The sequence below is a fragment of the Streptomyces sp. M92 genome (assembly GCF_028473745.1).
GTDB lineage: Bacteria > Actinomycetota > Actinomycetes > Streptomycetales > Streptomycetaceae > Streptomyces.
Genome location: NZ_CP101137.1, coordinates 2,672,519 through 2,693,566, shown reverse-complemented (window position 1 = coordinate 2,693,566; position 21,048 = coordinate 2,672,519). Strand labels below are relative to the sequence as shown.

Genomic DNA, 21,048 nt, shown 5'->3' with positions numbered 1-21,048 from the left:
CGGACGGACGAAGGAGACCCATGACACGCAGAAGGCGGATCGCCGGGCTCCTCACCGGGGTGAGCCTGGCCACTGGTGCCATGCTCGCCACGGCGGCACCGGCCGAGGCGTACTCGCCCAACCCGCGCGTTCAGCCCATCCCCTACGACACGGACAGCTGTCCGTGCAGCCACCCGGACTCCTACGACGGCACGTACTTCAAGTACGACCCCGGTGGGGTGGCCATGAAGGTCCACCTCGACGTCAACAGGGGCACGTGGGTCGGCAAGATGGAGTTCCACCCGCACGACGAACAGGTCTGGGTCTACGACACCCGGGACGACGGAGACTCGTACTACGTGACCGTTTCCTACTACAACGAGGCCGGACGCAAGGTCCGGGTCGGCGGGGTCATGTCGGCGGGTACCTCGTCCGCCGCCGTGGACTACCGCATGTACGACCTGGACATCACCGACGGCAGGCGGCTCGTCATCGAGCTCTGGGACGACTCCGGACTCACGGACCAGATCGCCGTGGTCAACAACGCGGTGGCGTGAACCGGAACGCCCGCCCTGGCGCCGCGGTGTGCGGCGGCGGGGCGGGCGTCCGCGTCAGTGGAATCGGTGGAATCAGTGGAAGAAGTGCCGCGTCCCCGTGAAGTACATCGTCACGCCGGCCTTCTTCGCGGCCTCGACGACCAGTTCGTCACGGACCGAGCCGCCGGGCTGGACCACGGCCTTCACACCGGCCGCGGTGAGGATCTCGAGGCCGTCCGGGAAGGGGAAGAACGCGTCGGAGGCGGCGTACGCCCCCTGCGCGCGCTCGGCGCCGGCCCGCTCCACCGCGAGCTTCGCGGAGTCGACGCGGTTGACCTGGCCCATCCCGACGCCGACGGAGGCGCCGTCCTTGGCGAGGAGGATCGCGTTGGACTTGACGGCCCGGCACGCCTTCCAGGCGAAGGACAGCTCGGCCAGCTCCGCCTCGGACAGCGCCTCGCCGGTCGCGAGGGTCCAGGTGGCCGGGTCGTCGCCCTCGGCCTGGAGACGGTCGGTGACCTGGAGGAGGGCGCCGCCGTCGACGGGCTTGACCTCGACCGGGGCGGCGGGGGCCTCGGGGGCGCGCAGCACGCGGATGTTCTTCTTCTTGGTGAGGGCTTCGAGGGCGCCGTCCTCGTAGTCCGGCGCGACGATGACCTCGGTGAAGATCTCGGCGACCTGCTCGGCCATCTCCTTGGAGACCGGGCGGTTGACCGCGATCACGCCGCCGAACGCGGACAGCGGGTCGCAGGCGTGCGCCTTGCGGTGGGCCTCGGCGACGTCCGCGCCGACGGCGATGCCGCACGGGTTGGCGTGCTTGATGATCGCGACGCAGGGCTCGGCGTGGTCGTACGCGGCACGGCGGGCGGCGTCCGTGTCCGTGTAGTTGTTGTACGACATCTCCTTGCCGTGCAGCTGCTCGGCCTGCGCGAGGCCGCCGCCCCCGGGAGCGGTGTAGAGCGCGGCGGGCTGGTGCGGGTTCTCGCCGTAGCGCAGGGTGTGGGCGCGCTCGTAGGTGGCGCCGAGGAAGTCGGGGAAGCCGGACTCGTCGACGGGGGCGTACTCGGCGGCGAACCAGGAGGCGACGGCCACGTCGTACGCGGCGGTGTGCTGGAAGGCCTCGGCGGCCAGGCGCTTGCGCGCGGCCAGGTCGAAGCCGCCGTCCTTGACCGCCGAGAGCACGTCGGCGTACCGGGCGGGGCTGGTGACGATGGCGACCGACGGGTGGTTCTTGGCCGCGGCGCGCACCATCGAGGGGCCGCCGATGTCGATCTGCTCGACGCACTCGTCGGGGGTGGCGCCGGAGGCGACGGTCTCGCGGAACGGGTAGAGGTTGCTCACGACCAGGTCGAACGGCGCCACGCCCAGCTCGTCGAGCTGCTGCCGGTGGCTGTCCAGGCGCAGGTCGGCGAGGATGCCGGCGTGCACCTTGGGGTGCAGGGTCTTGACCCGGCCGTCCAGGCACTCGGGGAAGCCGGTCAGCTCCTCGACCTTGGTGACGGGCACGCCGGCCGCGGAGATCCGTCCGGCGGTGGAACCGGTGGAGACGAGCTCGACGCCGGCCTCGTGCAGCCCGCGCGCCAGCTCCTCCAGCCCGGTCTTGTCGTAGACGCTGACGAGCGCGCGACGGATGGCCCGCTTGTTGCTCCCGGCGGTGGCGGTGGCGGTCACTGGATAACTACCTTTCGTCCCTCAATGCGATAGCCGTTGCGGGCGAGCCGCCCCACGACATCGACGAGCAGCCTTCGCTCGACTTCCTTGATGCGCTCGTGCAGAGCGCTCTCGTCGTCCTCGTCCCGGACCGCCACCGCGCCCTGCGCGATGATCGGCCCGGTGTCGACGCCGTCGTCGACGAAGTGGACGGTGCAGCCGGTGACCCTGGCGCCGTACGCGAGCGCGTCCCGCACACCGTGGGCTCCCGGGAAACTGGGGAGGAGCGCGGGGTGGGTGTTGACGAACCGTCCGCCGAACCGCGCCAGGAACTCCTTCCCCACGATTTTCATGAACCCGGCCGAGACCACCAGGTCCGGCTCGTGGGCGGCGACGGCCTCGGCGAGCGCCGCGTCCCACGCGTCACGGGTCCCGTAGTCCCTGACCTTCGTCACGAAGGTCGGCAGGCCGGCGCGCTCGGCGCGCGCGAGCCCCTCGATGCCGTCACGGTCCGCGCCGACGGCGACGACCTCGGCGCCGTAGGCCTCGACGCCGGTGGCGGCGATCTCGTCGAGGAGCGCCTGCAGGTTGGTGCCGGATCCGGAGACCAGCACCACTAGGCGCTTGGCTCGCTGGGCCACGGGCTTGGCGGCCACGGTGGGGGCCTTTCTCGGGGGAGCGGGTCTTCACGGCCGTACGTTTTGTACGTTCATCCGTTTGTGCGGTCGTACGAATGCTTCGCGCCCCGGGATACGGGGAAGTCTACGAAGCGGTCGACCGTCAGCAACGATACCGGCACACCGGGCGGCCCCCTCGGGACGGGGGCGTGGCCGGGAGGTAGCGTCTGCGTGGAGCCGGACCGGGAACGCGGCCCGCGCGTCACGCGTTCACAGGTCGGGCCGACCAGTTCGCCCGTGCCTCACCGTCAAGATCGCCAAGGGGAAGACGCTCACTTGATGCCGGACCGCAGCCTGCGACTGCTCACGCTCCCCCAGCAGTCGGCACAGCCAGGGGAGCGCAGCACCGTGTTGCTGCGGGAGCGCCCCTCCTCACCGCCCGACACCCCCTCGGACGGCGCCGCCGACAAGGACACCGACAGGGACACCGACAGGGACAATCCGTTCGCAGCGCCCCCGGAGGGCACGCCGGACCGCCCCTGGCAGCCGCGGCACCCGTCGGGCGACGGCGACTCCCAGGGCGGCGGCGGACGTTCTCCGTGGGGTGGCCGGTGGAGCGACCGACAGCCCGGCCGGTCCTCCGGCGGCTTCGGCGAGCGTCCCGGCGGTTCCGGTTCCGGGTCCGGCCCAGAGGGCCCGGGCGGCGGTTCCGGTCCGCGCTGGGACCCGACGGACCCGGTCCAGCGGCGTGCCCGCTACGCGCTGCTGAGCGGCATGTGGGCCCTGTTCTTCGCCCTGTTCACCTGGCCGTACGTGGCCCTGCTGCTCGGCGCGCTCGCCCTGTACTGGGGCATCAGCTCCCTGCGCGCCAAGCCCCGCGCCGCCTCCGACCCGGACACCCCGGCCCGGCCCGCCGACCAGACCGCCGGCCGACCGCAGCGCACCGCGGCGATCAGCGGCCTGGTCACGTCCTCCCTGGCCGTCCTCCTGGTCGCCGCCTCCTTCGGGGCCCAGCTGGTCTACAACGACTACTACACCTGCCGCAACGACGCCCTCACCAACGAGTCGAAACAGGCCTGCGACCGGCATCTGCCGGAACAGCTGCGGGACCTGCTGGGCACGGAGGACTGAGACCGCGGGGGTGGCCACCCGCGGCCGTCTCAGCCCGTCCGGCGTCTGAGGACGAGGCCGTTCAGGCAGGAAGCGGGGGTCTGGGGGCGGCAGCCCCCAGGGACGGGACGGGACGGGACGGGAAGAGAAGGGAAGGCAAGGGAAGGGGCGGCGGGGGCGACCAAACCTCCCGGGCTCCAACCGAGCCCGCCTCCCACCACTCACGGCGTCCGAGGCGGCTGCCCAGGAGCGTCGACCGGCAGAAGGTCGTACGGTACCGCGTCCTCGTCAGCCGGCTCCTCCCCCACATCCCCGCCCTCCTCACGCCGCCCCCCAAACGGCAACCGCACCCACCCCCACCGACGCCCGCCGACATCCGCTCCCACCCTCGGCGTCTCCGCCCCCGCCCTCGACGCCTTCACCGCAGCCTCCGCCACGGCTCCCGCCGCGGCTCCGCGCCCCCGCCGTCGCCACACCCGCGCCCCCCGCGCCACCACCGCCACCGGTACCGCCACCACCGCGATCCACCCCAGCGTCGCGCCCCCGACCTGCCACCACACCGGCCCGAACCGGGCAAGCGCGGCACTGCCGAGCGGACCGCCCGCCAACGCGGCCAGCAGGGCGACGAGCACGGCACACAGCACGGCGGCCAGGACGGCGGCGCCGACGGTTCGCCGCCACGACCACCCCGCGGCGGCCGCGTCGCCCCCCGGCACCGCCTGCTCCCGGCCCGCATCCGCCGTGGCCGCCCGCGCCGTGAACCACCCCACCGCCACCCCCGCCGCCAACGGCACCGCCCCGGCCGCCCAGTGCAGCGGCGTGCCCGGCCCGGCGTCCGGCACCGCCGCCAGCAGCGGGAACGGTGGCAGCAGCGGTGCCGGCGCGGAGGAGAGCGGGCCCACCACATGACCGGTGCCGAGCGCGAAGCCCGGGCCGAGGGCGTAGGCCGCCGCCCACACCGCCGCGTTCGGCACCAGGGTCAGACAGAGCAGCAGTACGGCGAACCGCCCCGACCACCCCCCGGTCAGCCGCAGGAACGACTCCTGCGCGGCGCCCCCGTGCCACACCAGCGACACGGCGAGCAGCAGCGCCCCACCTCCGACGAGCACCGCCGCACCGGCGCCCGCGGCGCGCGTGGCGGCGCCCAGGCGCGCGTCCGGCTCCACGATCAGCTCCCGCAGGTTCCGGGGCAGCACCCGCAGCGCCCGGCCCACCGGGCCGCCCGGACGGCCGAACGCCGTCCACACTCCCGCGCCCGCCGCGCCCGCGGTGACCAGCGGCAGGCAGATCGCCGCCCACCACAAGGACGGCCGCAGCGCGCCGTCGACCGAGTACAGCACGACGGGCGCGGCGACGGCGAGGTAGCCGAGCACGACCCCCGCCCAGGCGTTGCGCGCGGAGACGGGCGGCGGCCCGGCGTCCCGCGGGCGCCCGCCCGCGCCCAGGCGTCCGGCCCCCGCCTTCGCGCCGCCGCCCACGGCCACCCCCACCCCCTCCCCGGGGTCGGTGGCGTCCCGGGCCGCGCGATGCAGCAGCCACACCGGCAGCAGGAGCAACAGCAACGGGGTGACACCCACGGGCGCGGGAGTTCCCGAGAGCGTGTCGGCGCGGACCAGCTCGGCCCCGTGCGCGAGCACCCACAGCGCCGCGGCGACGTGCAGAGTGCCGCCGGGCCCGCTGTCGGGGTAGGGCGAGCTGATCCAAAGCACCGTCACGAGCACGGCGCACGACGCGAGTCCCAGCCCGGCCGCGACCGCGCCGCCGAGGAGGCCGTCGGAGAGACCGGGCGACCGGTCGCGCCACCGGGTGCGCAGCAGGGACAGCGGGGCTGGGCGAGCGGTCGTCTGCATCACGCCCGCCATGCTCCCAACGACACGCGCTTTCCCGGCGTAACAGGCGAAGCCCCGCTGTGTCGCCCAATATATGTTTATGTACTTTTTCGTACGAAGGGGCGCCCTGTGACCCGGAGCCCCGCGACCCCGCTCCCTCCCCCCAAGGCACGCCGACGCCTGCGCGAGTCCGCCGCGCTGACGCAGGCTCAGCTCGCGGCGCGGGTGGGGGTCGCCCGCGAGACGGTCCGTGCGTGGGAGTCCGGCCGCACCACTCCGCGCGGCCGCAAACGGGAGGTGTACGCCCAGCTGCTGAGCACCCTGGCCGAGGAGGCGGCGGCCCGGCGGGCGAAGCCGACGCTCACGCCGGAGCCGGAGCCGAGGCCGGAGCCGGAGCCGAGGGCGGAGCCGAAACCGGAGCCCGAAGCGGAACGGTCACCGGTGCCCGTCGTCGTGGCCGTGGGAGCCGGGGCGCAGAGTCCGGCCCAGGAGGTCACCCAGGAGCCCGCTCGGGAGGGCACCCGGAGCAAGCCCGCCCAGGGGGCCGTCGACAGCCTCGTACTCCCCGCGAAGCCGCTGGAAGAGCAAGGTCAGCAGGAACAGCCGGACCGCGGCCCGGAAACGGAACCCCACTCGGAGCCGATGCCCGGGGCGGCACGCCCCGGCCCGGACGAGCTGACCCCCGCTCAGGCCTTCGACACCCTGTACCAGTTCAGCGCCCCGTCCCTGGTGCGACAGACCTACCTGCTGACCGGCCGGCGCGAACTGGCGCGCGAGTCGGTGGAGCGGGCCTTCCAGGTCGCCTGGGAGCACTGGCCCGAGGTGGCCCGCGACCGCGACCCGGTGGGCTGGGTGCGGGCGTCGGCGTACGAGTACGCGCTCTCGCCCTGGCAGCGGTTCCGGCTGCGCCACCGGCACCCGGAACCGCCCCCCGCCGACCCCGGCGACCGCACTCTGCTGAACACCCTGCTCAGGCTCCCACCGCCGCACCGCCGCACGCTCCTGCTCTACGACGGCGTGGGTCTGGGCCTGCCCGAGACCGCGGCGGAGACGGAGGCGAGCACCCCGGCGGCGGCCAACCGGCTGATGCGGGCCCGCGAGACCCTCGCCGGCCGGCTGCCCGAGCTGGCCGACCCGCAGGTGCTGCACCGGCGACTGGCCGAGCTGGCGTCGGCCGAACGGCTGCGGGCGGCCGAACCGACGGCGGTGCGCACGGGCAGCGAACGCCGGGCACGTTTCCTGACCCGGGCCGCGATCGCCTTCACGGTCGCCCTCATCGGGACCACGGCCCTGACCCTGCGTACCGCGCCCACGCATTACGAACCGCCCGTGTCCCCCGGGGAGACGGTGCGCGGGGTGCCGCCCAGGGTCGCGCCGGGATCGCTGTCGGACGAGCAGCTGGAGCTGCGGCAGAAGCTGCGGGACCAGTTGCAGGACGGCCCGGAACGGCTGACGCCCCGGATCGAATGACAATCCGGTCGAATGACGGATCGGATGACGGGTCGGATGACTTGCGCCGAGTGGGCCCGCCCTCTGACGAGGGCGGGCCCACTCGGTGTGGTGCGTGCGCCGTGCGCCGCGGCGTGGAAGGCGCTCAGCCGGCCAGGATCTCCCGGGCGAGCTTCGCCGTCTCGGTCGGCGTCTTGCCGACCTTGACGCCGGCGGCCTCGAGGGCCTCCTTCTTCGCCTGGGCGGTGCCGGACGAACCGGAGACGATGGCGCCGGCGTGACCCATGGTCTTGCCCTCGGGCGCGGTGAAGCCGGCGACGTAGCCGACGACCGGCTTGGTCACGTTGGCCTTGATGAAGTCGGCCGCGCGCTCCTCGGCGTCGCCGCCGATCTCGCCGATCATGACGATCAGGTCGGTCTCGGGGTCGGCCTCGAACGCGGCGAGCGCGTCGATGTGCGTGGTGCCGATGATCGGGTCGCCACCGATGCCGACGGCGGTCGAGAAGCCGATGTCACGCAGCTCGTACATCATCTGGTACGTCAGCGTGCCGGACTTCGAGACCAGGCCGATGCGGCCCGGCTTGGTGATGTCGCCCGGGATGATGCCGACGTTGGACTGGCCCGGGGTGATGATGCCGGGGCAGTTCGGGCCGATGATGCGGGTCTTGTTGCCCTTCTTGCCCGCGTACGCCCAGAAGGCGGCCGAGTCGTGCACGGCGATGCCCTCGGTGATCACGACGGCCAGCGGGATCTCGGCGTCGATGGCCTCGACGACGGCGTCCTTGGTGAACTTCTCCGGCACGAAGATGACGGAGACGTTGGCGCCGGTCTTCTCGATGGCCTCCTTGACGGTGCCGAAGACCGGTACCTCGTTGCCGTCGAAGTCCACGGACTGACCCGCCTTGCGCGGGTTCACGCCGCCCACGACGTTGGTGCCGTCGCCGAGCATGAGCTTGGTGTGCTTCATGCCGGTGGCGCCGGTCATGCCCTGGACGATGACCTTGCTGTCCTTGTTGAGCCAGATAGCCATGGTGTGTTGGTGTCCTCGTCCTGAGTGCTTACTTGGCGGCGTGGGCCAGCTCGGCGGCCTTGTCGGCCGCGCCGTCCATGGTGTCGACGCGCTGGACCAGCGGGTGGTTGGCGTCGGTGAGGATCTTGCGGCCCAGCTCGGCGTTGTTGCCGTCGAGGCGGACGACGAGCGGCTTCTCGACCTTCTCGCCGCGGTCCTCGAGGAGCTTCAGCGCCTGGACGATGCCGTTGGCGACCTCGTCGCAGGCGGTGATGCCGCCGAAGACGTTGACGAACACGGAGCGGACGTCCGGGTCACCGAGGATGATCTCCAGGCCGTTCGCCATGACCTGGGCGGAGGCGCCGCCACCGATGTCCAGGAAGTTGGCGGGCTTGACGTTGCCGTGCTTCTCACCGGCGTACGCGACGACGTCCAGGGTGCTCATGACGAGACCCGCGCCGTTGCCGATGATGCCGACCTCGCCGTCGAGCTTGACGTAGTTGAGGTTCTTCTCCTTGGCAGCCGCCTCGAGCGGGTTGGCGGCGGCCTTGTCGTGGAGCTCCTCGAAGTCCGGGTGGCGGAACTCGGCGTTGTCGTCGAGCGACACCTTGCCGTCGAGGGCGATGACGTCGCCGGAGACGACCTTGGCCAGCGGGTTGACCTCGACCAGGAGGGCGTCCTCCTTGATGAAGGTGTCCCACAGCTTGACCAGGATGTCGGCGACCTTGTCGGCGACCTCGGCCGGGAACTTCGCGGCCTCGACGATCTCGCGCGCCTTCTCGGGCGTCACGCCGTCGATCGCGTCGATCGGCGTCTTGGCGACGGCCTCCGGACGGGTGGCCGCCACCTCCTCGATCTCCACGCCGCCCTCGACGGAGGCGATGGAGAGGAAGGTGCGGTTGGCACGGTCGAGGAGGAAGGAGACGTAGTACTCCTCGACGATCTCGGGGGCGGTCTCGGCGATCATCACCTTGTGGACCGTGTGGCCCTTGATGTCCATGCCGAGGATGTCCGTCGCGCGGGCGACGGCCTCGTCCGCGGAGGCGGCGAGCTTCACGCCGCCGGCCTTGCCGCGGCCACCGACCTTCACCTGAGCCTTGACGACGGACTTGCCGCCCAGACCCTCGGTGATCGCGCGCGCCGCCTCAGGCGTGTCGATGACTTCACCGGCCAGCACCGGTACATCGTGCTTGGCGAAGAGGTCCCTCGCCTGGTACTCGAACAGGTCCACGCGCTTCCGTCCCTATCAGTGATCTCGCGGTTCGTTGGATGCGTGGGCGTGCCGCGAAGGGCAACGTGACGTCCGCTGTGAGTCACAAGGGAGGCGCACACGGTGTCCGAGCGCGCGGCATGTCCGTCTCGCAGGTTATCGCCGCTTGCGGGGGGTCTCTAAATCGTGGGTCACACCTGAGCGGTGATGCCTGTCACATGATGCCGCGCTCACTGGCACGGGGTGCCTGGTGTGAGGGGCCAAAGACGCAGGGGCGGGAAACGCAGGGATGGGAAACGCAGGGCCGGAAACGCAGGGAAGGGCCTCACCGGGCTGGGGTTGACCCGGTGAGGCCCGTGGAACGCCCCGGAGGGCCGCGGGGTGCGACCGTCCGGGGTGCGGGCGGCCGATCCCCACCCCAATGGGGACCGCCGGCCCGGTCCGCGGAGCTACGGCCGGACGGGGGCCGACGGCTTTCGGCCGGACCGTCCGGGCCGCGCGCTCCGCGAAGCCCGTTGGTCACCTGACGTCCGTCCGACCCGTCCGATGTCCCGGTGGACGGATTTCAGGCCTGTTCCTGGGGCGGCGGGCGACCGTCAGACCCCGTAGGGGTTGCCGAGCGCGCCGTAGGCGCCGCCCCGGAGGTCCTGGGCGTAGTCCGGGGTGACCGACTCGGCGACGTTCTGCGCGCCGGTGACGGCGTTGCCCGCCAACGGGGTGCCCTGGACGGTGCTGGTCAGGTCCTGCGTGAAGGGGGCGACCTGTCCCGTGACGTCGTGCGCGAAGGGGACCGCCTCGCCGGCGACGCCGTACGCCAGCGTCGCGGCGCTCTCGCCGACGCCCCCGGCGACCGGACGCACGGTTTCGGCCACGGCGTCCGACACCGTGGCCGCGACGGTGTGGACGACCGGGCGCACGGCGCCCTCGACGCCGCCGGCGAATGACTCCGCGTGCCCGGTCACGCCCTGGGCCAGGGGCGGCACGGTCCCGGCGACACCGTCCGCGAACGGGCGTATGTCGCCCACGACGCCGTCGGTCAGCCCACCGGCGTCCCGGACGGTCTGCCCGGCGACGGGCACGGCACCGTCCACGACGGTGTTCGCGACCGGCGGCAGGACGGCGTCCCTGGTGTCGCCGGTGGCCTCACCGGCCAGCCCGGTGAGGTATGGCCGCACGTCGCCGACGATCCCCTCGGCGACCGGCACGGCACCGCTCACCGCCTGCTCGGCGACCGGCGGGGTGACCGTGCCGGCCGTCTCCCGGGCGGCGGCCGGTGCCTGCTCGAGTTCCGGGGCGAAGGCAGAGAGGGGGCCGAAGAGGTAGTCGACGTCGGCGGTCGCCTCGTCCGCGTCCGGCACGGGGCGTGACGTGGGTCGCGACAGAGGGCGTCACGGCGGCGGGGGCCGGGACGGTGTCCGACGCGGACGTGACGGTGTCCGACGCGGACGTGACGGCGTCCGACGCGGACGTGACGGCGTCCGACGTGGAGGGGGCGTCGGTGACGGTGCCGGTCGCCGGGCCGGCCTCGGTCGCCGTGTCCGTCACGGCGTCGGGGACGGACACGGAGGCGGCGGGCAGTTCGCCGGCACTGGCGACGGCGGAGCCGAGGGCCCAGGCGCCGGTGACGCCTGCGGTGATGACGATGGAGCGGCGGATGTTCATGTTCATGGGTGTGTCAGGTCCTTCGAAAAGCTGAGCTTGGGACATTTCCGGATGCCGGATGACTGATGCCGGATGACTGATGCCGGATGGCTGATGTCTGGCCGGTGTCGCGCCGCTGCGGTCGGCCACTGAGGGCGGACCAGGGCGAGCGGCTCGGGGCAGCGGCCGACGGCGTCCGGGCGGCGGGCAGACCTCTCCGCCCCGCGCGGCGGGTCTGCGGCGAGGGAAGGTTCCGCCGCTAGGCGGGAGAGACCGGAATGTCCCGGTGCCGGTCCCATGTCCCGGCAGCGTCGGCGCTCGCGAGGGCGCCAGGCAGGAGCCGGATCGGGACCCGGTGATGCGGAGTGACCGCGTGCGCGTCACCGTGGCGGGGCGTGCCGTGGTCGGCACCGGCCCCGGCGCCCAGCGTGCCGTCCGGATCACCGGTGGGCGACTGGCGGGCGGGGGCGGGGGCGGGGGCGGGGCTCTGAGTGGTCGCGGGGGACGCCGCCACCGTGCGGTCGGTGGCGGCGTGCGCCGCGGACGGGGCGGCGGACGTGCCGGGCCGCGGTCCGGAGGCGGCGGCCGACGGGCCCGCGGTTCCTTCGGTGGACCGGGGGTCCGAGGCGGCTGCCGCCTGGTCCGCGGCGTCCTCCTCGGCTCCGACCGTGTGGGAGGCGGCCGGTTGCGTGATCGACGGCAGGGGCCGCGGGAGCGGGTCGGCGGGCACCACCCGACCGGGCAGGTCGGTCAGACCGGGCGGGATGGTCAGGTCGGTCAGACCGGGCGGAGCGGTCAGACCGGGTGCGGCGGTCAGACCGGACGCGGCGGTCAGACCGGGCGCGGCGGTCAGGCTCTCCAACGGAGGAGCCTCCGCCTGCGCGGCCGCTCCGATCCCGTCCGCCACCGTCTGCACCACGTCGACGACCGGCCGCACGACCCGGTCCTCCACGGGCCGGACGACATCCTCGGTCACGTGACGAAGACCGAGGCCGGGTACGGCCACCTCGTGCGCCCGGCCGGTCGGAGAGTCCTGGCTGCTCCGGAGGCCCTCCGGGACGACTGGTTCCCGTGCGGCCGGTTCCTCACTCGGGCGCTGCTGGGACACGTCGACAACCTGACCGGTGACGCCCCTCGGCGACGGAACGCCCTCGGCGGCCTCAGCCCGCTCCCCGCAGAGCACCCCCAGCACGAACAACCCGCCCACCAGCAGCGCCACGTGCAGCGCACGCCGCCCGGCCGCCGTGCGCATCATGCGCCAAGCGACCTCGGGCAGAACTGCTGACCAGATCAAGAGGGGGAGATTCCTCCCGTGCGGCGGAACGGTTCACGTGTCGTATTCACACGAACTGTCGATACGACGCGCGATCCTCGCACGTGACTCCGTAGGTCACGCAAGCCTGGCCCCGCCGATGGCCAGTCATGTCCGCTTTGACGGAAGGAATCGGGCCACCCGGGTCGACAAATCGTCACCCGGTATCCGGTATCGGCAACGCCCGCTTCTCGATGGCCGCGGCCATCACCTCCGGGAAGAGATCGGGTGTGCAGGCGAAGGCCGGTGCGCCCAGCTCGGCGAGTGCCGCCGCGTGCTCCCGGTCGTACGCGGGTGCCCCCTCGTCCGACAGCGCCAGCAGCGTCACGAACTGCACGCCGGCCGCCTTCATCGCCGCGACCCGCTTGAGCATCTCGTGCCGTATGCCTCCCTCGTAGAGGTCGCTGATCAGCACGACCACCGTCTCCGCGGGCCGGGTGATGTGCGACTGGCAGTAGGCCAGCGCACGGTTGATGTCCGTGCCGCCGCCGAGCCGGGTGCCGAACAGCACGTCGACCGGGTCGTCGAGCTGTTCGGTGAGGTCGGCCACGGCCGTGTCGAAGACCACGAGCCTCGTGCCGATCGACCGCATGGACGCGAGCACCGCCCCGAACACGGAGGCGTAGACGACGGACGCCGCCATCGACCCCGACTGGTCGACGCAGAGGATGACCTCCTTCTTCACTGAGCGGGACGCGCGACCGTAGCCGACGAGCCGCTCCGGCACGACCGTCCGGTACTCGGGGAGGTAGTGCTTGAGGTTGGCCGCGATCGTGCGGTTCCAGTCGACGTCGTGGTGGCGGGGCCGGCTGACGCGCGCACTGCGGTCGAGGGCTCCGGTGAGGGCGGTCCGGGTCCGGCCGGCGAGCCGCTTCTCCAAGTCCTCGACGACCTTGCGGACGACGGCACGCGCCGTCTCCTTAGTCGTCTCCGGCATCGCCTGGTTGAGGGACAGCAGGGTGCCGACGAGGTGCACGTCGGCCTGCACGGCCTCGAGCATCTCCGGCTCCAGCAGGAGTGTGGCGAGGCCTAGCCGGTCGACGGCGTCCCGCTGCATGACCTGGACGACGGAGGAAGGGAAGTAGGTCCGTATGTCCCCGAGCCAGCGTGCCACGGCCGGCGCGGAGGATCCCAGTCCCCCGGAACGGTCGCGCCCCGTACGTGGTTGCGCCCCCTTCCCGTAGAGCGCGGTGAGTGCCCCGTCCATCGCGGCGTCCGGCCCGGAGAGCGGGTGGCCGGTGCCGTCGGCGTGGTCACCGCCGAGCACGAGCCGCCACCGCCGCAGCCGCTCCTGTACCGCCTCGGCATCCACCGGCTCGGTCGTCATGCGTCCACCTCCACCGACTCCTTGACGGCGCAGCCCACGGGAACGGCACTCGTGCCCACCCGATCAGCTGAGTCCGCCGGCCCCGCTGAGTCCGCCGGCCCCGCTGAGTCCGCCGGGCCTGCTGAGTCCGCCCGATCCGCTGCGCTCACCGGGCTGGACGGATCCACTCGATCCGCTGGTTCCGTCCGGGCCGTCCGGTCCACCGCGCCCCGCAGGCCTGCGCTCTCCGCCAGGTCTGCCGGGCGCGCCGGGTCCGTCGGGACGGCTCGATCCACCGGGCCCGTCGGACGGGCATCGCCCTCCGGGTCCGCCTCCCCCACCGCCTCCCCCTCCCCCTCGATGCCGAGCAGCAGCCTGACCACCGGCAGCACGGCGTCGGCCCGCCCGGTGTCGAGACCGGTGGCGAAACCTGGTGCGCCGCCATCAGCCGCCGTCACCCCCACTCGAACTTCCGGGCCGCGTCGGACCAGCTCGCCGATGCCGCGGCGGACTCCCGGCTCGTACGCCGAGAAGGTGCGCCGCAACAGCGGCAGTACGTCCGTGAACGCCTCCGCCGGTACCCCGGTCAGCCACCCGTCGACCAGTGCGAGCAACCGTTCGTCGTGGAGGAGCAGCATGCCGCCGCCCGAGCCGCCGCCGAAGAAGCCCTCGATCCACGCCGCGGCGTCCGCCGGCCGGGTCCCCGGGGACAGCACCAGGCCCATGAGCCGCGCCGCTTCGACCGGCGCGAGACCGCCGCCGTCCAGCAGGAGTCGAACGGCCCGTCCTCGGACGACACCGGGCACGGTGTCCCGGCCGGACAGGGCGTACAGCACGGCCCGCCAGCGGACTCTCAGGTCGCCGTCGCCGGGCGCCGCGGCGTCGCCGAGCAGCTCCACCGCGCCGTGCACGGCGTCCACGTGACGGCACATCTCCTGCGCCGCGTCGGCGTCCAGCCCGGCGCAGGCCGGTGGCAAGCCCACGAAGATCCGCTCCGCCAGGCCCGCGGCGACCTCGGCCAACGCGCCGGTGCCGGTGCCGCGCACATCGCCGTAGCGCAGTGAACGGACGAGGGCCGGCAGGGCCTGGGCGAGGTGATCGACGTCCGTGTCGAGCGCCGCGCGGTCGGCGAGTATCCGCATCACCGGTCCCAGCGCGTCCGGTAGTTCGGCGAGCAGACAGTGTTCGGCGAGCGTGGTGACCTCGGCGAGGGTCTGCGCGGTGACGGCGTCCGCCTCCGCCTTGGCGGTCGCGGCGGCCGGCACGGTGGTGCCCCACACGCCGGCCTCGGCGACCCGCACCGACAACTCCGGCTCCCACCGCAGCCGCCACGTCTCCCGGAACGTGCCCGTGCTGCCCCGCGAGGAGGCCGGCTCCCCCCAGCCGATGCCGAGCAGCCGCAGCCGGTGCAGCAGTCTGCTGCGCCCCGCGTCGGTCTCCTTGCGCAGGTCGAGCTCCAGCTCCCGCTCCGGGGCCTCCGGCTTCAGCCGCAGCCGTCGCTGCAGCCGGGCCAGGTCACGTTGCAGCGGCACCGCGGGCGCCGCCTCGGGCACCTCGCCCAGCACGTCACCGACGACAAGCCGGTCGTGGACCAGCGTCAGGGGCACGTCCGAGCCCTCGCACATCACCGCCCGTACGGCCTCCGTCGTCTCGCTCAGCCCGGGCAGCGGGCGGCCACGCAGCACGGCGAGGGTCTCGGCCAGCCGCACCGCCTCGATGACGTGCGCCGAGGACACGAGCCGGTCCTCCGCCCGCAGCAGCCCGGCCACCTTGGTCAGCCACCGCTCCACGGGCCGGTCCGGCGCGTCGAACAAGTGCCCGTACCAGCCCGGCGACTCGACACCGGCCCCGTACCCACTGGCCCGGGACAGCCTGCGGTGGGTCCAGGGCACCCAGGTCATGTCCACCTTGGTCCTGGGCAGCCCCTTCAGCAGTGCCCGGTCGGCGCCGACGGCGACCTTGCGCCGGAGCGCGGGCACGTGCCAGGCACCGCACACCACGGCGACGCCCCGGCCGAACTCTCGCTGCGCCGCCCGTACCTGGAGCCGCATGTACGCCTCCCGCACCGGCTCTCGGCCGTGCCCTTCGCCCTCCTCGGTCTCCCGCAGCGCCGTCATGGCCTCCTCCAGCGCCGTGAACGGGGCGAGCACGCCCCCTTCGCCCGCGTAACGGTGCTCGACGGCGTCCTCCCACCAGAGCTCGGGATCGTCGTAGCCCGCGGCCTCGGCCAGCACGGCGAGCGGATCGCCCCGGAGCCCCGGGTGGGCAGCTCCCGACTCGTCCCCCTCGGGCCCTGGGGACCCGTCCTCCCCGTCCTCGGACGCCCGCCACGCCAGCGTGTGCGTTGCCGGAAGGTCGATGAATCGGGCCGGTACGGCGTGCTCCAGGGCCCAGCGGACGGCCACCCACTCGGGGGAGAACCCGGCCAGCGGCCAGAACGCCGAGCGCCCCGGTTCGTCCACGGCGTGGGCGAGGAGCGCGACCGGGGGTCGCATGTCCTCGTCCGCGGCCAGCGGGATCAGGGCGTCGGCCTCGGGCGGCCCTTCGATCAGCACGATCCCCGGCCGGGCCGCCTCCAACGCCGCCCGGACCGCCCGCGCCGACCCCGGCCCGTGATGGCGTACGCCCAGCAGCAGCGGCCCGCTGCCCGTCCCCGCGCTCCCGTCGTCCCCGCCGCTCCCGGCGCTGCCGCGCCCGTTCCCACCTGGCCGGCCGCCCCTGGTGCTCTCAGCTCCCTCCACACCGTCCCCCTCGCCTACGGGACCAGGACGAGTCCTTGTCGTCCGCCGCGGCGCCGGGCGCCGGAGTGCCCGTCCGCGGTGGCGCCCACGTCCGCGTGCCGCTCACGCGCTCACCTCCCGGCACGCCCGGTAGAAGTCCTTCCACCCGTCTCGCTCCCGGACGACCGTCTCCAGATACTCCTGCCAGACGACACGGTCGGCGGCGGGGTCACGGACGACGGCGCCCAGGATGCCCGCGGCGACGTCACCGGGCCGGAGCACCCCGTCGCCGAAGTGGGCCGCCAGTGCCAGACCGTTGGTGACGACGGAGATGGCCTCGGCCGTGGACAACGTGCCGCTGGGCGACTTCACCTTCGTGCGCCCGTCGCCCGTCAGACCGTCGCGCAGCTCACGGAAGACGGTGACGACACGACGGATCTCGTCGACGCCGTCCGGCGCCGTCGGCAGGTCGAGCGAGCGGCCGATCTGGTCGACGCGGCGCGAGACGATCTGGACCTCGGCCTCGGCGGTCCCGGGCAGCGGCAGCACCACGGTGTTGAAACGCCGGCGCAGGGCGCTGGACAGGTCGTTGACCCCGCGGTCCCGGTCGTTGGCGGTGGCGATCAGGTTGAATCCGCGGACCGCTTGGACCTCCTGACCCAGCTCCGGTATCGGCAGGTTCTTCTCCGACAGGATGGTGATGAGGGTGTCCTGCACATCGGCCGGAATGCGGGTCAGTTCCTCCACCCGGGCGGTCATGCCGTCCGCCATGGCACGCATGACGGGACTGGGCACGAGGGCGTCGCGGCTGGGGCCGTGGGCGAGGAGCCGCGCGTAGTTCCAGCCGTAGCGGATGGCCTCCTCGGGAGTGCCGGCCGTGCCCTGCACCAGCAGGGTCGAGTCGCCGCTGACGGCCGCGGCGAGATGCTCGGACAGCCAGGTCTTCGCCGTGCCGGGCACGCCGAGCAGGAGCAGGGCGCGGTCGGTGGCGAGCGTGCTGACGGCCACCTCGACGATGCGGCGCGGGCCTACATACTTCGGCGAGATCTCCGTGCCGTCGGGCAGGGTGCCGCCGAGCAGGTAGGTGGCGACCGCCCACGGCGACAGCTTCCATCGGGGCGGGCGCGGGCGGTCGTCCTGCGCCGCCAGCGCGTCGAGTTCGGCCGCGAACTCGTTCTCGGCGTGCGGCCGCAAGGCCTCCGCGCCCGGTGCGGCGCCGTCCCGGCTCGGGTCGACGGACGTCGGTGCCTCGGATGTCGGTGCTACGGACACAGGCATGGCTGTTTCCCCCTCCAGCTCGGCCGGTTCGATCTGTCATCCACGGTGCACCACGCCACTGACAATCGCTCTGACCTGCGGAAATGCACGCTCGGAGCCGATTGTCAGTGGTGGGATCTACCTTCGATGGCATGACTCAGCAGGGGGTGCGCTGGACCGCGGACCAGGTGCTGGCACTGGCACCTGACGCGGCGTCACGCAGAGCAGGCGGCCGACTCGCCACAGTCGGCCCGTGGTCGGAGACGGGGAGCTCCGGGGAAGGGGTGGTGTGGGGGCTGTGCCAGGGCAGCGGCGGCCGGCCGTATCGGACGGTCGTCGACATCGCGGACGTGTCCGGGCCCGCGTACACGTGCGGTTGCCCGAGCAACAAGGTCCCGTGCAAGCACGCGCTCGGGCTGTTGCTGCTCTGGGCGGGCGGAGAGGACGCGGTCCCGGCGGGCGAGCCGCCGGGCTGGGCGGAGCAGTGGGTGTCCGGGCGACGCACGCGCGCGGCGCAGAGGACGGCCTCGGGACCGCCCGGGTCCGCCACTGGGCCCGGTGATCCGACGGCCGCGCGGCGCCGCGTCGCACAGCGGGCCGAGCGGGTCACCGCGGGCGCGACGGAATTGGAGCAACGCCTGGCGGACGTGCTGCGCGGTGGCCTGGCCGAAGCGGAACGGGCGGGGTACGGGCTGTGGGAGGAGACGGCGGCCCGCATGGTCGACGCCCAGGCGCCCGGCCTCGCCTCGCGCGTGCGTGAGCTGGGGTCGATACCGTCGTCCGGCGGCCCCGGCTGGCCGGTCCGGCTGCTGGAGGAGTGCGCCCTGCTCCACCTCCTCGGCCAGGGCTGGCTGCGGCGCGACCGGCTGCCGGAGGATCTCGCGGCGACGGTCCGCACCCGCGTCGGTCTGCCGTCGGCCGCGGACGGACCTCCGGTGCGGGACCACTGGCTGGTCCTCGCCCAGTACGACACCGCCGATGCCCGGCTGACGACCCGTCGCGTCTGGCTCTACGGCACGCGGACGGACCGCGTCGCCCTGCTCCTCTCCTACGGCGCCGCGGGCCGGGCCCCGGAGCTGACGCTGCCCGTGGGGCTGAGCCTGGACGCGGAGTTGTCCGCGTATCCGGGCGCCGTCCGGCAGCGGGCCGCCCTGGGCGAACAGTTCGCGCCGCCCGCACCCTGCGAGACACGTCCGAGAGGCGTCACGGCATCCCAGGCGGTGGCCCATTACGGCAGGGCCCTCCGTGACGATCCGTGGCTGGAGTCGGTACCGGTGACGCTGGAGCGTGTCGTTCCGGTGCCGGACGGCGACTCCTGGCAACTGGCGGACGCCGCCGAGGACACGGCGCTGCCACTCACTCCGGCCGTCGGCAGCCGCACGGGGTTGTGGCGCCTCGTCGCCCTGGCCGGCGGCGCGCCCGTGACGGTGTTCGGCGAGTGCGGTCACCGGGGTTTCACTCCGCTGACCGCCTGGCCGGACGGGCCGGGCAGTGCGGTGCCGCTGTACTGACCCACCCCCGCTGTCCCGACTCACCACGGAACCGGAAGGGAACCGCATGAACAGGACGCCCGCGAGCGCGGACGCGGACACGCCCGTGCAAGCACCCGCCTCCGCGCCCACAACCGCCATGAGCCCCGCCCAAGCACCAGCACCAGCACCAGCACCAGCACCAGCACCCAGCCTCTGGGAGGACCTGGTCACCGCGGCGCTGCTCGGTACGAACCGGCGTACCCCCCGCGGCTGCGCGTCCGGGGTGCGTGCGCCGGCGGAGCTGCTGGACGCGGCCGCCGCCGAAACCGTCCGAAGGCGTGCCGGACTGTGCCCGGTCCCCGCGGCCGGGCGGCCGGAACCGGCTCCGCAGGACCCTCGCCCGCCCCTGCCGGCCGCCGCGGCCCAGCGGCTCACGATGCTGCTCACCGACCGGCCGGGCACGGCGGGCGGCGGCCGTCGAGGCACCGCGCCCGACCTGATGGAGCTGCTCCCCCAGTGGCTGGCGGCGGCGAACGCCCGGGGTTTCGCTGCACCGCCCCAGTCGGTCCCGGCGCTGCTGGACGCGGCACGGGGACGCACGGATCTGCGTCCGGCGGCACTGGCGTTCGCGGGGTCCCGCGCCCTGTGGCTGGCCCGGCTGAATCCGGACTGGCGGTTCGCGCTGCGGGCGACGCCGGGGGGCGGCACCGCGCTGCCCGGCCCGGAGTCCATGGAGCGGACCCGGCGGCTGTGGGAGGAGGGTCTTTTCGCCGAGCGGGTGACCCTGCTGGCGTCCCTGCGCGCCCGCGATCCCGTGGCGGCCCGAGCGCTGCTGGCCTCGACGTGGACGACGGAGCGGGCCGAGGACCGGCTGATGTTCCTCGACTCGCTGCGGACGGGGCTGGAGGCAGCGGACGAGCCGTTCCTCGAGCAGGCGCTGGCCGACCGCAGCCGCAATGTGCGGGCGACTGCGGCGGAGCTGCTGTCGGCGCTGCCCGAGTCGGCGCTCGCCGCGCGCATGGCGGCGCGCGCGGCGACGTGCGTGTCCCTCGACCGTTCCCTGGACCCACCGGCGATCGCCGTCGAGGCTCCGTACGAGTGCGACGCGGCCATGGAACGGGACGGCGTCATTCCCAAGCCGCCTTCGGGACGGGGGGAACGGTCCTGGTGGTTCGGTCAGTTGGTGGAAGCGGCGCCGCTCGGGACATGGCCGGCCCGGCTCGGCGGACGTACCCCCGAGGAGATCGTCGCCCTGCCGGTGGCGGACGACTGGCAGGGTGATCTGCAGGCGGCGTGGTGCCGGGCCGCGGTACGGCAGCGGAACGGGGCGTGGGCGAGGGCGTTGCTGGGCGCGCCCACGGCGCCCGAGGCCGGGGGTCCGGGTGCGGTGTCACTGGCCGAGCGGGCCAAACTCCTCGGCACGCTGCAGGCCGGCGAACGAGCCGAGTGGGTCGCCGGGTTCATCGCGACACACGGCCTGTCGGAGGCCTTCCAGCTGCTCGGGATGTGCGCGGTGCCGTGGTCCCCGCCGCTCGGACGTGCGGTGGTCGACGCGCTCAACATCGCCCGGGACGCGGGCAGCTACCCCTGGAGCTTCAGCGGTGTCATGGGTCTGGCCGAACGCTGCCTCGACCCCGCGGAGGCGGGCCGCCTCGACGGCCTGCTGGCGATACCCGACGAACCGGAGGACGCGTCGCCGGGAGCCGGCGGGTACTGGGCGGAGGCGTTCCAACGACTCGTGACGACACTGCGGTTTCGTGCGGCGATGACCGAGGAGCTGGAAGGGGAGTAGCGGCGGAGTAGCGGCGGTGCGGGTGGTGAAAACGTGCGACGCCGAAAGCCGATCGGGCCACCGCGCGCCCCGTCGACCAGGCGATCACACGGCCCTGGCACCCGGCGACCGAACCGGGCGCGCTCCAGCGGACGGCATCGGCACCATTGCGCGACCCGC

The 21,048-nt window shown here is 73.6% G+C and carries 15 protein-coding genes and 1 pseudogene; 6 read left to right on the top strand and 10 right to left on the bottom strand.

All coding sequences use genetic code 11. The features are described 5' to 3' along the window. The first annotated feature begins 20 nt into the window (after positions 1-20). A complete protein-coding gene (locus M6G08_RS12340; RefSeq protein WP_272587185.1) occupies positions 21-536 on the top strand; it encodes a hypothetical protein in 516 nt (171 codons plus the stop codon). A gap of 72 nt (positions 537-608) precedes the next feature. Here the strand turns inward: M6G08_RS12340 and purH are convergent, their stop codons facing one another. Together purH and purN are read right to left on the bottom strand one after the other, a co-directional pair. After that, positions 609-2,186 carry a bifunctional phosphoribosylaminoimidazolecarboxamide formyltransferase/IMP cyclohydrolase gene (gene purH, locus M6G08_RS12335; RefSeq protein ID WP_272587184.1) on the bottom strand — a complete coding sequence of 526 codons (1,578 nt, stop codon included), beginning with the start codon at positions 2,184-2,186 and terminating at the stop codon, positions 609-611. Beyond that, positions 2,183-2,821, bottom strand: a complete 639-nt coding sequence (gene purN, locus M6G08_RS12330; protein ID WP_272587183.1) for a phosphoribosylglycinamide formyltransferase — start codon at positions 2,819-2,821, stop codon at positions 2,183-2,185. Before purN ends, purH begins: the two co-directional genes overlap by 4 nt. Positions 2,822-3,121: 300 nt before the next feature. On the opposite strand from purN, the gene M6G08_RS12325 reads away from it, so the two are divergent. Continuing rightward, positions 3,122-3,913 carry a hypothetical protein gene (locus tag M6G08_RS12325; protein ID WP_272587182.1) on the top strand — a complete coding sequence of 264 codons (792 nt, stop codon included), beginning with the start codon at positions 3,122-3,124 and terminating at the stop codon, positions 3,911-3,913. 200 nt (positions 3,914-4,113) lie between these two features. Here the strand turns inward: M6G08_RS12325 and M6G08_RS12320 are convergent, their stop codons facing one another. Beyond that, a complete protein-coding gene (locus M6G08_RS12320) occupies positions 4,114-5,754 on the bottom strand; it encodes a cell division protein PerM (RefSeq protein WP_272587181.1) in 1,641 nt (546 codons plus the stop codon). Between the two features lie 96 nt (positions 5,755-5,850). Between M6G08_RS12320 and M6G08_RS12315 the strand changes: the two genes are divergently transcribed. After that, positions 5,851-7,191, top strand: a complete 1,341-nt coding sequence (locus M6G08_RS12315; RefSeq protein ID WP_272587180.1) for a helix-turn-helix domain-containing protein — start codon at positions 5,851-5,853, stop codon at positions 7,189-7,191. Positions 7,192-7,315: 124 nt separating this feature from the next. On the opposite strand, the gene sucD is transcribed toward M6G08_RS12315, so the two are convergent. The 3 genes from sucD to M6G08_RS12300 form a co-directional block, all read right to left on the bottom strand. Then, the gene (sucD, locus tag M6G08_RS12310) at positions 7,316-8,200 is read right to left on the bottom strand and encodes a succinate--CoA ligase subunit alpha (RefSeq protein ID WP_073724911.1); all 885 of its coding nucleotides are present in this window, start codon (positions 8,198-8,200) and stop codon (positions 7,316-7,318) included. Between the two features lie 28 nt (positions 8,201-8,228). Further along, complete coding sequence (sucC, locus tag M6G08_RS12305; protein WP_217245397.1) at positions 8,229-9,410, bottom strand: ADP-forming succinate--CoA ligase subunit beta; 1,182 nt, start codon at positions 9,408-9,410, stop codon at positions 8,229-8,231. A gap of 575 nt (positions 9,411-9,985) precedes the next feature. Beyond that, positions 9,986-10,747, bottom strand: coding sequence for a hypothetical protein (locus tag M6G08_RS12300; protein ID WP_272587179.1), 762 nt, complete (start codon positions 10,745-10,747; stop codon positions 9,986-9,988). Between the two features lie 5 nt (positions 10,748-10,752). Between M6G08_RS12300 and M6G08_RS12295 the strand changes: the two genes are divergently transcribed. Further along, positions 10,753-11,085: a hypothetical protein gene (locus M6G08_RS12295; protein WP_272587178.1), complete on the top strand. Its 333-nt coding sequence runs from the start codon at positions 10,753-10,755 to the stop codon at positions 11,083-11,085. A gap of 204 nt (positions 11,086-11,289) precedes the next feature. On the opposite strand, the gene M6G08_RS12290 is transcribed toward M6G08_RS12295, so the two are convergent. From M6G08_RS12290 to M6G08_RS12275, 4 genes and pseudogenes are all read right to left on the bottom strand, one after another. Further along, a complete protein-coding gene (locus tag M6G08_RS12290; protein ID WP_272587177.1) occupies positions 11,290-12,324 on the bottom strand; it encodes a hypothetical protein in 1,035 nt (344 codons plus the stop codon). A gap of 175 nt (positions 12,325-12,499) precedes the next feature. Continuing rightward, entirely contained in the window at positions 12,500-13,669 is a 1,170-nt protein-coding gene (locus tag M6G08_RS12285; RefSeq protein WP_272587176.1) for a VWA domain-containing protein, read from the bottom strand. Between the two features lie 320 nt (positions 13,670-13,989). Then, positions 13,990-16,389 (bottom strand): annotated as a pseudogene (locus tag M6G08_RS12280) (DUF5682 family protein); the annotation flags it as partial. A gap of 102 nt (positions 16,390-16,491) precedes the next feature. After that, positions 16,492-17,646, bottom strand: coding sequence for an ATP-binding protein (locus M6G08_RS12275; RefSeq protein WP_272587175.1), 1,155 nt, complete (start codon positions 17,644-17,646; stop codon positions 16,492-16,494). Positions 17,647-17,777: 131 nt separating this feature from the next. Between M6G08_RS12275 and M6G08_RS12270 the strand changes: the two genes are divergently transcribed. Together M6G08_RS12270 and M6G08_RS12265 are read left to right on the top strand one after the other, a co-directional pair. Continuing rightward, positions 17,778-19,136, top strand: coding sequence for an SWIM zinc finger family protein (locus tag M6G08_RS12270; RefSeq protein WP_272587174.1), 1,359 nt, complete (start codon positions 17,778-17,780; stop codon positions 19,134-19,136). A gap of 118 nt (positions 19,137-19,254) precedes the next feature. Then, the gene (locus M6G08_RS12265) at positions 19,255-20,889 is read left to right on the top strand and encodes a DUF5691 domain-containing protein (RefSeq protein WP_272591319.1); all 1,635 of its coding nucleotides are present in this window, start codon (positions 19,255-19,257) and stop codon (positions 20,887-20,889) included. The last annotated feature ends 159 nt before the right edge of the window (positions 20,890-21,048 follow it).

What these genes read in the sequence shown, in the direction of transcription:
- M6G08_RS12340 (WP_272587185.1), top strand. Translation starts at nt 21, where the DNA reads ATGACACGCAGAAGGCGGATCGCCGGGCTCCTCACCGGGGTGAGCCTG.
- M6G08_RS12325 (WP_272587182.1), top strand. Translation starts at nt 3,122, where the DNA reads ATGCCGGACCGCAGCCTGCGACTGCTCACGCTCCCCCAGCAGTCGGCA.
- M6G08_RS12320 (WP_272587181.1), bottom strand. Translation starts at nt 5,754, where the DNA reads ATGGCGGGCGTGATGCAGACGACCGCTCGCCCAGCCCCGCTGTCCCTG.
- sucD (WP_073724911.1), bottom strand. Translation starts at nt 8,200, where the DNA reads ATGGCTATCTGGCTCAACAAGGACAGCAAGGTCATCGTCCAGGGCATG.
- M6G08_RS12285 (WP_272587176.1), bottom strand. Translation starts at nt 13,669, where the DNA reads ATGACGACCGAGCCGGTGGATGCCGAGGCGGTACAGGAGCGGCTGCGG.
- M6G08_RS12275 (WP_272587175.1), bottom strand. Translation starts at nt 17,646, where the DNA reads ATGCCTGTGTCCGTAGCACCGACATCCGAGGCACCGACGTCCGTCGAC.
- M6G08_RS12270 (WP_272587174.1), top strand. Translation starts at nt 17,778, where the DNA reads ATGACTCAGCAGGGGGTGCGCTGGACCGCGGACCAGGTGCTGGCACTG.
- M6G08_RS12265 (WP_272591319.1), top strand. Translation starts at nt 19,255, where the DNA reads ATGAGCCCCGCCCAAGCACCAGCACCAGCACCAGCACCAGCACCAGCA.